This is a genomic window from Pricia antarctica, from assembly GCF_900101815.1.
Classification (GTDB): Bacteria; Bacteroidota; Bacteroidia; order Flavobacteriales; family Flavobacteriaceae; genus Pricia; species Pricia antarctica.
The window spans coordinates 175,446-190,080 of the sequence record NZ_FNAO01000001.1 but is presented as its reverse complement, the minus strand read 5'-3'; the positions used below and the strand labels follow the sequence as shown (position 1 = coordinate 190,080).

11 protein-coding genes are annotated in these 14,635 nt (G+C 45.2%); 5 read left to right on the top strand and 6 right to left on the bottom strand.

Annotation, left to right across the window (positions count from 1 at the left end):
- Positions 1-171 precede the first annotated feature (171 nt).
- Entirely contained in the window at positions 172-1,539 is a 1,368-nt protein-coding gene (locus BLT07_RS00785) for a dihydrolipoyl dehydrogenase family protein (RefSeq protein WP_091864758.1), read from the top strand.
- Between the two features lie 120 nt (positions 1,540-1,659).
- Here the strand turns inward: BLT07_RS00785 and BLT07_RS00780 are convergent, their stop codons facing one another.
- From BLT07_RS00780 to BLT07_RS00755, 5 genes are all read right to left on the bottom strand, one after another.
- A complete protein-coding gene (locus tag BLT07_RS00780) occupies positions 1,660-2,460 on the bottom strand; it encodes a hypothetical protein (RefSeq protein ID WP_091864756.1) in 801 nt (266 codons plus the stop codon).
- Between the two features lie 70 nt (positions 2,461-2,530).
- On the bottom strand, positions 2,531-3,226 hold the full coding sequence (gene pdeM, locus BLT07_RS00775; RefSeq protein ID WP_245726414.1) for a ligase-associated DNA damage response endonuclease PdeM: 696 nt from the start codon (positions 3,224-3,226) through the stop codon (positions 2,531-2,533).
- Between the two features lie 177 nt (positions 3,227-3,403).
- Positions 3,404-5,872 (bottom strand): ligase-associated DNA damage response DEXH box helicase, encoded by a 2,469-nt coding sequence (locus BLT07_RS00770; protein WP_091864754.1) that lies wholly within the window; start codon positions 5,870-5,872, stop codon positions 3,404-3,406.
- 83 nt (positions 5,873-5,955) lie between these two features.
- Positions 5,956-7,722, bottom strand: a complete 1,767-nt coding sequence (locus BLT07_RS21265; protein WP_245726413.1) for an ATP-dependent DNA ligase — start codon at positions 7,720-7,722, stop codon at positions 5,956-5,958.
- A 176-nt stretch (positions 7,723-7,898) separates the two neighbouring features.
- Complete coding sequence (locus tag BLT07_RS00755) at positions 7,899-8,942, bottom strand: ligase-associated DNA damage response exonuclease (RefSeq protein WP_091864752.1); 1,044 nt, start codon at positions 8,940-8,942, stop codon at positions 7,899-7,901.
- A 100-nt stretch (positions 8,943-9,042) separates the two neighbouring features.
- Between BLT07_RS00755 and BLT07_RS00750 the strand changes: the two genes are divergently transcribed.
- Complete coding sequence (locus BLT07_RS00750) at positions 9,043-9,465, top strand: tellurite resistance TerB family protein (RefSeq protein WP_091864750.1); 423 nt, start codon at positions 9,043-9,045, stop codon at positions 9,463-9,465.
- 116 nt (positions 9,466-9,581) lie between these two features.
- Here the strand turns inward: BLT07_RS00750 and fbp are convergent, their stop codons facing one another.
- On the bottom strand, positions 9,582-10,592 hold the full coding sequence (gene fbp / locus BLT07_RS00745) for a class 1 fructose-bisphosphatase (protein ID WP_091864748.1): 1,011 nt from the start codon (positions 10,590-10,592) through the stop codon (positions 9,582-9,584).
- 140 nt (positions 10,593-10,732) lie between these two features.
- Between fbp and BLT07_RS00740 the strand changes: the two genes are divergently transcribed.
- From BLT07_RS00740 to BLT07_RS00730, 3 genes are all read left to right on the top strand, one after another.
- A complete protein-coding gene (locus BLT07_RS00740; RefSeq protein WP_091864746.1) occupies positions 10,733-11,224 on the top strand; it encodes a GNAT family N-acetyltransferase in 492 nt (163 codons plus the stop codon).
- Between the two features lie 109 nt (positions 11,225-11,333).
- Positions 11,334-12,584 (top strand): aspartate kinase, encoded by a 1,251-nt coding sequence (locus BLT07_RS00735; RefSeq protein ID WP_091865556.1) that lies wholly within the window; start codon positions 11,334-11,336, stop codon positions 12,582-12,584.
- Between the two features lie 86 nt (positions 12,585-12,670).
- On the top strand, positions 12,671-14,491 hold the full coding sequence (locus tag BLT07_RS00730; protein WP_091864744.1) for a GNAT family N-acyltransferase: 1,821 nt from the start codon (positions 12,671-12,673) through the stop codon (positions 14,489-14,491).
- The last annotated feature ends 144 nt before the right edge of the window (positions 14,492-14,635 follow it).

Here is a 14,635-nt window from a genome sequence, read left to right as displayed (position 1 = left end):
ATACTAATAGCTGGCGAAATGTTATTGATGCATTGCATCCATTTTTATCCAATTTGGATTACCCATTATCCTAAAAATTTTCTCATCTTGTGTCATTGGAAATCCGTTAACAACGGCAGCGCATAATATGGGATGGCGATGTAACAAGAAAGACGTTTCAAATAATACACCATGGCAAAGAAAGAGAATACCGTAGGCAAGAATTTAGATGTTTTCGTAATCGGCAGCGGAATCGCGGGTCAGACCGTGGCGAAAGCCTGTGTGGCAGCGGGACTCAAGGTCGCCATCGCCGATCGTCGGGAATATGGGGGTACCTGCGCCAATCGCGGCTGTGATCCCAAAAAAGTATTGCTGGGCGCAACGGAGGCTTGGGAGATGACCAAAAACTTGCAAGGCAAGGGCCTCAAAAAGATGCCCAAGATTAAATGGAAAAAGCTACAAAAGTTCAAAAGGAAATTTACCAGTGCGGTTCCCAAAAAAACAGAAGAGAATTTGGGAAAATTGGGGATAAAACTGTACCATCAATCCCCTAAATTTTTGGAGGAAAATACCTTGTCCGTAGAAGGCAAGACGGTTCATGCCGATAAAATTGTTATAGCGACCGGTTACGAACCAAGAAAATTGCCGTTTGATGGGGCTAAACTGTTAAAAGAGAGCGACGATTTTCTGAACCTCAAAAAGTTGCCGAAAAGCATCATATTTATAGGTGCTGGATATATAGGGATGGAATTCGCCCATATGGCCGCCCGTAGCGGTTCTAAAGTGACGATTGTCGACTTTGAAGATCGGCCGTTGGGACCTTTCGATGCGGAGCTGGTCAAGGAACTTACGGATTACTCAAAAAGGCTGGGTATCGAATTTATTTTTAAGGCGGATGTCAAATCCATTAAAAAGACCAAAAAGAAATATAAAATATCCTATAAAAAGGGAAGCAAGACAGAATCCGTAAAAGCGCATATGATGTTCAATACCGCGGGAAGGATTCCTTCGATTTCCGATCTGGATTTGGAAAGCGGTAACGTGGCATTCGACGAAAAGGGAATAGAGACGGATGCCTATCTACAGAGTAAATCTAACCCGAATGTGTATGCCTGTGGCGATGTGAGCGACCATGATGTTCCCTTGACCCCCTTATCAGGGCGCCAAGGTTATGTGGTCGGCGAAAATATTGTCAAAGGGAATAAAAAGAAATTGGATACACCAGTCATTCCCTCCGTAGTATTTACGCTGCCGAATCTTGCAAGTGTCGGGTACTCTGAGGAAGAAGCCAGAGACCGCTATAAAAATGTCGTCGTAAAACAAGGTTCCGTACCCGATTGGTTCAACGCCAAACGGATTAATGCCCCGGTTTATGCCTATAAAATTCTATTGAACGAGCGTACCGAAGAGATTGTCGGCGCCCATATCATAGGCCCGGAAGCAGCGGAAACCATTAATCTGTTCACTATGGCAATCAACAATAAAATGACTGCGGGAGACATCAAACGAACCATTTTCACTTATCCGTCTTGGGCCAACGATGTGAAAAGCATGGTTTAAGTTTAGGTGCCAGTGCGCAATCTCAATGGAGGGGTTAAATTCAAGGTTGCCTAAAGTTGTTAATCTAGCCTGTCATTACGCATGTTCAAAGCTTGAACGAGATGCTACCCGGCACAATCGCTAATTATCCCGAAGTCTTTCCATAAGCTTAAAAGCGGGGTTGGTTTTACGATTTTGATAGCCATGAATAGCTATTGCAAGTAAGAGTACGATACTTCCGGCCAAGGCCGTATAGGCAATGGTTTCCATATCACCTTTATGACGAATGTAAATCGCGAACAGCGCCCAAACCCCGACTGCTGCAAACTCGCGCATATTACGTGTTTTAATCATGACGAGGTTCAAAGCTGTCGCAATTAGAATCATAACTATCGTCCAAGCGGACTCCGAAAGAAAACCGCCGTCCCATCCCAATTTGGATAGATAGGCCGAAATATTGGCGATTGTCGCTACAGCAATCCACCCGCTGTATAGGCAAATCGGCCACCAAACGAATGCAATGATTCCGATTGGGGCGTCCCATCGTTCCATATTGGTGTTCAAGATAATCTTGATCAACGAACCTAGAATTCCCAGCATGATCAAAACGGAAAGTCCTGTATATTCATAGGCGAAAGCGAATACCCATGCGCAGTTCAATAGGTTGGCGACCAAAAACCAGTAGCCGGTCTGTTCGATAAAATCGCTTTGTTTGTCGCTGAAGTAGGCTCGGCGTACCTGAAATATACCGTAGGCCAACAATACCAGAAATATGAGTCCCCAAATAGCGAAGGCGTATGCTGCCGGAGTGAAAAGGTTAAAGTATTTGTTGCTAACCTCGCCAATCGTAGTTTCGTTGATGCGGATGGCCTGTGAGACATAGTTGACCGCAATGACCAAAACCACCGAAAGAAGGTTCAAAAGGGCAAATCTCTTTTTCATATTTGCTTTTCTGTAAAATTAAGGATTATAAAAATTTAAGAGGATACCATTCGCATCAAAATTGAACTATTTACAAAAGCGGCCCCCTAGGTTCTTTCTCTTTAAAAGGCACAGGAAGTACCATGTCGCCTAAAAGTGCAAAAACTTCACAACCTTCCACCGGCTTGAGAGCGTGCGACCCGGTAAATTCTCCGAAGGCCGGAAGTAAGAGCTGGTTTTCCGTTTTAAAAAAACAGCGGAGGCGTGCGGATTGTCTACCCAACCCAACCATTCTAATAGAGGGATGCACATGACCGCAAAAATTGAAAAAACCATCTCTTTCTTCGGGGTGGTGGGTCAACAAAAATCCATCCAATTGAATTTCGGACACTACCTGAATTCCCAGATCTTCATAGTTAAGAGGAGAAATTATATCATGGTTTCCGACCACTAAAATGATGTTGGAATCGACCGTGACAGTCCACTTTTCGAACAACTGCCATTCCTTATTTAGGGAAGAATGAAATAGGTCACCCATAAAAATCAGGTATTCCGGTTTGAAGAAGGCAATGGCTTCACCCAGTAGATCAAAATTTTTATAAATCGCTTTTTGGGGAACGGCAGCTCCGAACTTCCGGAAATGGGAAACCTTGCCCAAGTGAACGTCACTGATAAGAAGTATTGATTTTTCATCCCAAAACAGCACGCCCGAAGGATGCATGATGAACTTCTTGTTTTTTATCTCTATGGATTGGGTATTCATGGATGTCAAAGGTACTATACTCATACCATTTAGAAATTCGGAAATTTTGGGAAACTTTTTATTGCCTTGCCAAAGCAAAATTTTTATGCATTGCTTTAGCAGCGGTTCAAAATTGTAATCCAGAAGTTTCGGGAGTAAGGGGGAAATGAAATCACAAAAACCAGACGTTTTTTATTGGGACCATGTTATCGGGTAGGAACTTCATTTTCGCATCAAAATCGCCGCCATCTTTTTGATCCGATCTTCCAGTTTTTCGCTCGAAAGTTTTTCACGGCTCATACGGTCTGTAATCAACGGAAAGGAAAAGGGCGTCGGTTTTTCACAGGGTTTCCAAACGATTTCCTGCGTGGCGATACGTTCGAGTGCCAATCGTAAACGACCCTCTTCGAGTTGATGTTCAAAAGTTTCGCGAAACGCCTGTTGATAGAGTAGGTTGTCAGGTTCATAATCCCGAAAAACATCGAATAGTAGTTGCGAGTTGCTTTGTAGGTGCTTCATTTTAATCCCTTTATTGGGGTAGCCGGTAAAGACCATGCCGCTGATGACCGCAATGTCACGGAACTTTCTGCGGGCCATTTCGGTTGCGTTTAGACTTTTGTACAGGTCATCTGACATGTAGTCGGTAGAGAATAGATTGTTGTCGATGACCTGTTGGATATCGATTATTTGGTCGGAAAGCAATTCGAAACCATAATCGTTAAAGGCCAATGAAAAGGTGATCGGTGAAAGCAGACTGATGCGATAGCCCAGCAAACTGCCCATAGCCTCATGTACAAAACGGCCTTCGAACGGATAAAAGATATGATGGTGGCCGTCGCGGGTCTTAAAAGTTTCTATCAGAAATTCGTCCGTATTGGGCACAATACTTTCTCGTCGCTGCCTTTTGAACAAATCGTTCAGGGACTTGATTTCTTTGGATTGCCCTGCTGTAGCCTGATTGGCCGTGTATAATTCGTTCCGTAAGAGTTCCGACATCTGGGCGGAAAGCGTCATGCGGCCACCGGCCCAACTCGGCACTCTACGTGTCTTCTTTTTGGAATTCTTTACATGTACCTGCATGTCTTTGATACGGATGAATTCCAGATTTCTTCCCGCAAAGGTGAACACATCGCCCCGGTTCAATTTTGAAATGAAAAACTCTTCGATGGAGCCGATATACCCACCACTTTGATATTTGACTGAAAGGTGGGCATTTCCTACGATGGTTCCTATCTGAAACCTATGCCGCATGGCGATACCACGGTTGTTGACCTTGAATCTGCCGTCGTCTTCGACCTCTATTTTTTTGTATTCATCATAGGTCTGCAGGCTTTGGCTACCCATGACCAAGAAGTTGAGCAACCATTGCCATTGATTTTCTGAAATGGCCTGATAGCAGAAGGTCTGTCTGATTTCCGGTAAGATGTCTTTGGGATAAAACCCGTCTGAAACGGCGAGCGTGGTCAGGTATTGTAGCAGTACGTCGAAACTGTTGAGATACGGTAGTCTATCTTCTACCGTGTTGTGCGTGACCGCTTTTTGCAAGGCGGATGCCTCGATAAGTTCCATGGCATGGGTAGGTAGAAAATGGATAACACTTTCCTTGCCCGGTTGATGCCCGCTTCGCCCTGCGCGTTGTAAAAATCGGGCCACCCCCTTCGGACCGCCGATTTGCACGACGGTTTCCACGGGGGCAAAATCGACGCCTAAATCCAGACTAGAGGTACAGACCACTGCTTTGAGACTTTCGTTTCTAATGGCCTGTTCCACCCAATTGCGGGTCTCTTTATTGATACTACCGTGGTGCATGGCGATATCGCCGGCGTATTCCGGATGTTTTTCCAAGATTTTCTGAAACCATATCTCGCATTGGCTGCGAGTGTTCGTAAACAGCAGGGTCGTTTTGCTAGTATTGATTATCGGGACTACATATTCCAGTAAATGCAATCCCAAATGCCCCCGCCACGGGAAGGTTTCCATTTTTTCGGGAATAATACTCCGGACCGTAATTTTTTTCTTGAGGTTTGCCTTGATCAATACTGAATTTTCAAAGGCTAGGGTGTCGGGCCCTAAAAGCACTTCCCGAGCCTGTTCTAGATTGCCGATAGTGGCGGAAATTCCCCAAATACGAAGGTCTTTGGAAACCGTTTTTATCCGGGATAATGCCAATTCCATCTGCACCCCGCGCTTGGTGCCCAAAAGCTCGTGCCATTCGTCGACCACAATGGCGGAGCAGTGCTTGAAAACTTTATCGTAGCCTTTTGATGCCAGCAATAATTGTAGACTTTCGGGCGTGGTAATCAACAGGTCGGGCATCTGTTTTTTCATTCGCGTCCTTTCTTTTGTCGATGTGTCCCCCGTTCGGATACCCACGGTCATCTGGGTGCCCAGATCGGCCGTGACCCTTTCAGCGGATTGTCGGATTTCTTGGGACAAGGCGCGTAGTGGCGTAATCCAGACTGCCTTCAGTCCTTTTTGATAATTGGTTTTGTACCCGGGATTGTTCTTTATGTAGTTCAACACAATCGGAAACCACAGCGCATAGGTCTTACCGCTGCCAGTGGGCGCATTCAGCAGCCCATGCTTACCCTGCAAAAAGGCCTTCCAAGTGTCTTTTTGGAACTTGAAAGGTTTCCAGTCTTGCTGCTGGAACCAAGCTTCGGCTATTTTGTAAAGTTCGTCTCTGTTCATAAATAATTTTGGCTACTTCCCTTGCTAGAGAAAGGAACCATTGCATCATTTGGCCATTACCTATTTTCCCTTTGTCACCACTTTCAAACAATCAAATCCTTAAGATCCGAAAGCGTATTGGCCTCCTCGATTTTTTTATCCTGACGCCATCTCAGTATTCTTGGAAACCTTGTGGCCACGCCACTTTTATGCCGTTTCGATAGCGCAATGCCTTCAAAGGCGATTTCGAACACATGATGAGGGGTCACCGACCGTACCGGCCCAAAACGTTCCAAGGTATTCTTCTTGATCCAATTGTCCACTTTTCGGAATTCGGCATCGGTAAGTCCGGAGTACGCCTTGGCGAAGGTGACCAATTCCTTTTCGCCGTCTTCCTTTTCATCCCAAAGGGCGAAGGTGTAATCTGTGAACAGGTTGCTGCGCCTTCCATGTCCGCGCATGGCATAGGTGAGCACGGCGTCGATGGTCAGGGGTTCGACCTTCCATTTCCACCAGTCGCCTTTTTTACGTCCGACGAGATAGGGAGAGTCCTTGCGCTTTAGCATTAGGCCCTCGCTGTGGACTTCCCGTGAGCGTTCACGCTCTTTGACAGCTTCTTCCCACGAGGTAAAATGTACGGTTTCGGAGAGGTGAAGGGGTATCTCGGCTGCGCTCGGACTAAGATTCTCGACTATGTCTGCGTTCCTGGCCTGTCGGCTCGATACAAGGTCACTAGCTGACCGACCGGCCGACTGCCTTGGATTTGGTTCAGACGTAATCGTAGGACCCGATTCGACATTAGTAGAGCTCCGCCTGCTAGCAGATGAGGAAGGCTCGGTGACCGAGTAAAATAGTTTTTGCAGTAATTCCCTGCGTTCGATAAATGCCATCTCCCGAATATCTTCCCCTTCCCATTCCAGCAAATCGTAGGCTTTCAGAATCACGGGAACTTTTGCCAATAAATTTTTAGAGACCGTTTTTCTGCCGATTCGTTTCTGCAGGTCGTTAAATGTTCCGATTTCACCTTTTGGATAAGGCAATATTTCGCCGTCGATGACCGTGCCATTGGGGATAATACCGATAAATGCATCAAATTCAGGATATTTGTCAGTTACGAGCTCCTCCCCACGGCTCCAGACAAAGATTTCATCGTTTCTAAGGATGACCTGCGAGCGGATACCGTCCCATTTATGCTCTGCGGACCAATCGTTGACATCCCCTAAATCATCTACTTCGCCTTCGATGGCATAGGCCAAATAAAAAGGATAGGGTTTGGAAAGATAATCGCTCTCGTTTTCCTCCAAAATCAGATCCTGAAAGGAAATTGTATCGGGGTTCCAATTGCCCATCAGTTTATAGGCCAAAATATCCTCATCGATTTCGGTGGCCTTTGCCAAAGCGCGCGTCATCAGCTTTTGGCTGACCCCGATACGGAAACTGCCTGTAATCAGCTTGGTGAAAACGAAACGTTCGTAGTAATCGAGCACTTTCCAGTTTTCGTAGAGATAGGCTTTTTTCTCGTCATCCGGTTTTTTTTTGAGGGCGATCATTTCCTCCAAGAACTGGGTAAGACTCTTTTCTGTAGATGCCGGGTCGGCAGGAATGACCAGTGCAATCGTTTCGGCAAGATCGCCCACAATGTGATAGCTCTCTTCAAAAAGCCACAGGGGAATATTAGAAAATTCAGAAGCCCACTCGCGCAACAGGGTCGTGTTCACGGGCCTTGGCGGGCGCCGGTGCGAAAGAATGGCGATAGTCCACACCTTATCGGTATCACCGGCAATTTTGAAATAATCCGTCAGCGCCTGGACCTTAATATTGGTTTTATTGGTGCTATCTAGCGCTTTTATAAGTTGTGCAAAATGTTTCATCTCATGGTCATTGCAAGTATAGCGCGGCCATCTGTCGAACCCGCTCCCGCTGTTTAATCATTTTTAGACCTTATTCTTTGTCAAAAAAACCGCGGACTGTCCGTTTTTAAGCCAGACAATGTGTCGAACCCGCTTCTGCTATTTATTATGTTCATTGTGCGACCCCTCAAGGACGATTACTTTGCTTCGCCTTCAGAAAACACCGGAGCGAATTCATCTTTCTTAGACCCTGCATCTTCTTCTTCCCCGTACTGGGTCTCTTCCGTTCGAGCATCATGTCCCTGTTCCCGCAAATACCTCGAAAAAATATCCGAATACCCATGGGTGCAGATAATCTTTTCGGCGCCCGTCGCTTTGATGCTTTCCAGCAGTCCGTCCCAATCGCAATGATCGCTCAAAACGAAACCTTTGTCGATCGCGCGGCGGCGGCGGGCTCCGCGAAACGTCATCCATCCGCTTGCGGACGCTGTGACATAGGGCACCATTTTTCGTATCCACGGGCTACCGTGCGCACTGGGCGGAGCAAGAACAACGTTGCCCAAAAGTTCCTCTTTCTTGGTGTCCTTGGTAATGAGCGTGGTTTTAGGGAAGTCGACCAGTGGCCGAAGTACCTCGGTCATATTCTCAATGGCACCGTGCGTGTAAATTTTTCCAATATCCGTATCCAAATATTTCAGTAGCCGTTGGGCTTTTCCCAAGGAATATCCAAAGAGTACAGACGTTTTATTTTCGGCCTGATTCTCGGCCCACCATTGGTTGATATCCTTGAAAACTTCTTTTTGTGGGGTCCATTTGAAGGCGGGCAATCCGAAGGTACATTCGGTAATGAAAGTGTGACATTTCACGACCTCATAGGGAGTTGAGATACCGTCATTCTCCGTTTTATAATCCCCGGTAAATACCCAGACTTCGCCTTTATGTTCTACCCTGATCTGTGAAGAGGCGATGATATGCCCCGCCGGATGCAGAGAAAATTTCACATTATTTATGGCGAAGGTTTCGTCCCATTCTTTTCCGGTGACATTGATATCTCCCAAACGGTGTGAAATTATCGGCACATTCCTATGATGGGTGATGTAGTGCTTATGACCCCATCGACTGTGATCGGCGTGGCCGTGTGAGATAATAGCCTTATCTACAGGTTTCCAAGGGTCTAAATACACATCGGCGGCACTGCAATATATACCCTTGCCAGTAAATTCGAGAAGTGGTTTTTTCATAGCTTTGTGAAAATACGAATTTGACTGGAAAACAAAGTTGCGGTGAAGACAAAATATGACCTCTAAAAAAATTATATTTGTTCTCTTAAAAATTTAAAATATGGGTTTTTCGGATTTGTATACGAGTGGTGAGCATAGAAGAAATTTGGCCCATTTTGCGGCTATCGCTACATTGGCGTCGGTCGATGGCGAAGTAAGTGACAGGGAAAAAAAGATGTTGGATAGTTTTGCCAACAAGTTGGATATTACCGATTCGGAATATGAAGAGGTCATGCGTACGGAGAATAAATATCCCATCGATCCGCCCAATTCTGCCGAAAGGCGGTTGGAACGCCTGTTCGACCTGTTCCGGATTATTTTTTCGGACCATGAGATCGATATTGAAGAAATGGTACTGTTGAAGAAATATGCCATCGGGCTGGGCTTTTCTAGCGATAAGGCCGATGATATCATTCAGCGGTCGGTCGTTATTTTTAGCGGCCGGATCGACTTCGATGATTATCTGTATCTACTTAAAAAGTGAGCGGTGACTTGAGACGGTCATCAGGTGCAGTTTACATTAAACAGTAATCGGTAAAATAGGGGCGCTATGCCATATACTATACCGCATTATCCCTAATTTTTTTTGGAATTTTAACCTCAATGGTATTTATCCAAAAACTCCTGTAGTTTCTCCACCATTTTCCTACTACCGACGAAAAAGGGAATGCGTTGGTGAAGTTCGGTGGGCACGACATCCAAAATACGGCTACGCCCACCGATAGCCAGTCCGTTTGCCTGTTCCGCTAAGAAGGCCATCGGATTGCATTCGTACAATAAGCGTAGTTTCCCCTCTTCGGTAACGCTACTCTTAGGATACATATAGATACCCCCTTTAATCATGTTCCTGTGGAAATCCGAAACCAGCGAACCTATGTACCGTGCGGTGTAGGGCCTGTCTTCCTCTTCCTTTTGGCAGTATTTGATATAGTCTTTCACGCCTTGGTGAAAATGGATATAATGACCCTCGTTTACCGAATAAATGGTGCCCGTTTCCGGAAATTGCATGTCGGGATGCGAAAGGTAAAAGGTACCTATGGCCGGGTTCAATGTAAATCCGTTAACACCGGCGCCCGTTGTATACACTAACATGGTCGAGGTGCCGTAAACGATATATCCTGCGGCGACTTGATTTTTCCCGGGCTGTAGAAAATCCTCCAGGGTTACGGGCGTACCCACTGGGGTTATCCTTCTATACACCGAAAAAATGGTACCTACCGATACGTTGACATCAATGTTCGAAGAGCCATCAAGAGGATCGATCAAGACCACATACTTATTTTGGTTGCGTTCGTCGTTGCTGTTAATGCTAATAAATTCTTCGGATTCTTCGGATGCGATGCCACAGACAATTTCACGGTTCTTAAGTGATTGAATGAACTTGTCATTCGCGAATACATCAAGTTTTTGCTGCTCTTCGCCCTGAATATTGGTTTCTCCGACATCACCGATGATATCGACCAGCCCCGCTTTGTTGACCTCATGATTTACGACTTTTGCGGCCAGTCGGATGGCATTGATCAATTTAGATAGTTCACCAGTGGAATAGGCAAATGAACTTTGGTTTTCGATAATGAATTCACCTAGAGTGACATTTTTTTTCCTTTTCATAAGCAGCGTTGGTTAAGGCTGAATTCGATACGTTTTGATGTTCGCCTTTACACAAATATCGGCTATTTTGTTACTCTTTTCAGCTTTTACACCGCTTTCATTTTTTAAATTTATAACTTTGTGTTTTATTTGTAACAATTATGATATTTACAATACGACCTTCACAGGAAGGGGATATGCCCGAAGTTTTACGATTGGTACATGAATTGGCCACCTATGAAAAAGAGGGAGACGCGGTTGAGGTGACTGTCGATGATTTGATTAGGGATGGTTTCGGTGCTAGAAAATTATTTCACTGCTTCATCGGCGAATCTGATGGTGAAATTGTGGGTATGGCCTTGATCTATGAGCGATATTCTACTTGGAAAGGCCCGGTTATACATCTCGAAGATCTTATCGTTACCAAGAGGATGCGCGGCAGCGGACTCGGTAGCGCCTTGTTGGCAGAAGTGGTCAAATATGGCCATCAATTGGCAGTAAAACGCATCTGTTGGGAAGTCTTGGACTGGAACGATTCGGCCATTAAATTCTACGAGAGCAAGGGCGCAAACGTTATGCGTGATTGGGATGTAGTGCAGTTGGATGAGGCGGGGATAAAGAATTTTTTGGAAAACACCAATCGGAAAGATTGAAAAAAGCAGCAAATTTAGAGCGCAGCAAAGCAATCTGTCCAACTTTCTAGTAGGCTCAACAAATTGCATCGCTTCGCTCGCGATGTCGAACAAAAAAAAACGATTTTTTATGAGGATTTTCAAGTTTGGGGGCGCATCGGTCAAAGATGCGGAAGGCATAAAAAACGTAGTAGAAGTTTTGCGCCACACAGGTCATGAAAACACGCTATTGGTCGTTTCGGCCATGGGCAAGACCACCAATGCTATGGAGGCCGTTGTAAACACCTATTTTGAGGATAAGGCGAAATTGCCGGCCGTATTCCAGGAAACAATCGATTACCACCATGCGATACTGACCGATCTTTTCGGAAATCCGGGCCATCCTATATATGTAAGGGTCAAAGGTCTTTTCGATGAGGTGCAGGGTTTTTTGGCATGGAACAAATCCCCTAAATACAATTTTGTGTACGATCAGGTTGTTGGCTATGGCGAGTTGGTGGCCACCACCATTATAAGTGCCTATCTGACCGAGATCGGTATCACCAATAATTGGCTAGACGTTCGCGACTTTATAAAAACGGATGACAGTTATCGCGATGTGTCCGTAAATTGGGATAAAACACAAGAAAGGGTGTCCCAAGGAATCGATACCAAGAAACTCAATATCACCCAGGGCTTCTTGGGTAGTGACGAGAACAATTTTACCACTACGCTTGGCCGCGAAGGATCTGATTATACCGCCGCTATTCTGGCCTACTGCCTGAATGCCGATTCCGTCACCATTTGGAAGGATGTGCCGGGCGTATTGAACGCCGATCCCAGATATTTTAAGGAAACGCAACTTCTGAATAATATATCGTATCGCGAGGCCATTGAATTGGCCTTTTACGGCGCCTCGGTAATCCATCCAAAGACCCTTCAGCCGTTACAGCAAAAGGAGATACCGTTGCACGTGAAATCATTCATCCATCCGAAAGACGCTGGAACAACTGTAGGCAAGGGTGTCGGAATAGAGCCCAAGGTGCCGTGTTTCATTGTGAAAAAGAACCAGGTATTGATGAAACTATCCTCCTTGGATTTTTCTTTTATCGTCGAAGATAGTATCAGTGCCCTTTTTAAACTGTTTCACGAGCACAAGATGAAGGTCGACCTGATCCAGAATTCCGCCATCAGTTTTTCGGTCTGTGTTGATAACCGTTTCGGTAGGTTGCAAGAACTATTACAGCTATTGAAAAGCCATTTCAACGTGGTGTGCGAAGAAGGGGTCTCGTTGTACACCATCCGTCATTTTGACGAGAAGGCCATTACCTCCCTGCAAAATGGACATGAGATTCTTTTGGAACAACGCGGAAAAGAGACCTTGCAATTGGTCGTCAAATAATCATCCGCTTCCACGGCAAAATGTTAAAACGGGTTTCGCCTGTGGTGATTTTGCTATCTTCGCAATCATCTAATGGGTAAATAACTATGGGTTTAGTGACCGCAAAAGAAGTGGCCAAGGTCACCAACCTCGATAAGTTCGGTGTATTGGGTACTTTCTTTGCCTGGATCTTATTAAAGGCCACTAAATTATCGAATCTTAATAACTGGTACGATACGGTCCGCCATCTTGACGGCCCGGCCTTTATTGACGCCACTCTTGAACATTACGAAATCGATTACGAGATTCCAGCTGAAGACCTTAAAAGACTACCTAAAGAAGGGCCGTATATCACCGTCAGCAACCATCCTCTTGGTGGTATCGACGGTATTGTACTCATGAAAATAATGTTACGCCATCGTTCCGATTACAAGGTAATGACCAATTTTCTGTTACAGCGTTTCGAACCGATGAAACCGTATATTTTTCCCGTAAATCCTTTCGAAAATCGAAAAGACGCCAAAAGCAGTTTGGCAGGCTTTAAGAATGCGATGCTTCATTTGAGGGAGGGACATCCTTTCGGTATTTTCCCCGCGGGTGAGGTATCTACCCGTAAAGAAGGCAAAATAATCGTAGACAAAGCTTGGGAAGAGGCCGCCATCAAGTTAATACGTAAAGCTGAAGTACCTGTAGTGCCGATTTATTTTCACGCTAGAAACAGCCAATTGTTTTATCGACTTGCCAAAATAAACGATACCTTCCGAACGGCAAAATTACCATCCGAGGTCTATTCCCAAAAATTCCGACCCATAAAGGTCCGTATCGGACAGCCTATCTCCGTAGATACTCAAAATGAGCAACCGGGAATCGAAGAGTTAGGCGAACTACTGCGGCGAAAGACCTATATTCTTGCCAATGCCTATGAAAAGGAGCGAATGATCAATCATCTGCCCACAACCTTAAAACTTCCCAAACAGCCCCGTAAAATAGCCAAGGCAATCCGTACGGAATTGATAGAGGGGGAAATTACGAAATTGGTCGAGAAAGACCGACGTATGGTACAGAGTAAAAATTATGAAGTGTTTTTGGCCCCTGCCAGCGAAATACCTTTCGCGCTGCAAGAAATTGGACGGCAACGCGAAATTACTTTTCGGGAAATCGGTGAGGGTACCAATAATTCCATCGATATCGACAAGTTCGATGCCTATTATCACCATATGTTTCTGTGGGACAACGAGGCCAAGGTCATTGCCGGTGCGTATCGTATGGGACTGGGTTCCGAGATTTTTACCAAATACGGAATCGATGGTTTTTACCTGCAAGATCTTTTTCGTTTTGAGCCCGAGCTTTTTGGTATGATGCGGCAATCTATCGAAATGGGAAGGGCCTATATTATGAAGGAATACCAGCTGAAACCCATGCCCCTGTTTTTGTTATGGAAAGGAATTGTGCATACTACGCTGCGGCATCCGGAGCATAAATATCTTATCGGGGGGGTAAGTATCAGCAACCAATTCTCGAATTTCTCGAAATCACTAATGATCGAGTTTATGAAAAGCCATTATTGGGATCCTTATGTCGCTCAGTATGTACGCCCGAAAAAGGAGTTCAAGGTAAAATTGAAGGATGCGGACAAGGAATTCGTTTTCGATGAGACCCAGGCCGATCTGAACAAGTTCGATCGTATGATAGACGAGGTCGAACCGGGCAATCTGCGGTTACCTGTGTTAATTAAAAAATACATCAAGCAGAACGCAAAAGTGGTCGCATTTAATGTCGATCCACTTTTTAACAATGCCGTCGACGGGCTCATGTATATAAAAATTGCAGATCTTCCCGAAAGCACAGTTAAGCCCGTGATGGAGGAGTTTCAGGCTGAATTGGAAAGGAAGTTTGTAGAGGGGCAGCAAAATGGTGATAAGCAATAATATCAGAGTCAAGGTAATTATAACATTTTAAGACTTCGCGATGAGTTCACTTCCCCAAAAGTAATCTATTACCCTAAAGGTCCGCGCCGAACCCATTATTCAAAAAAACCAAGAATTGAAGTATCTTGGCTTTTTCTTGAGTGC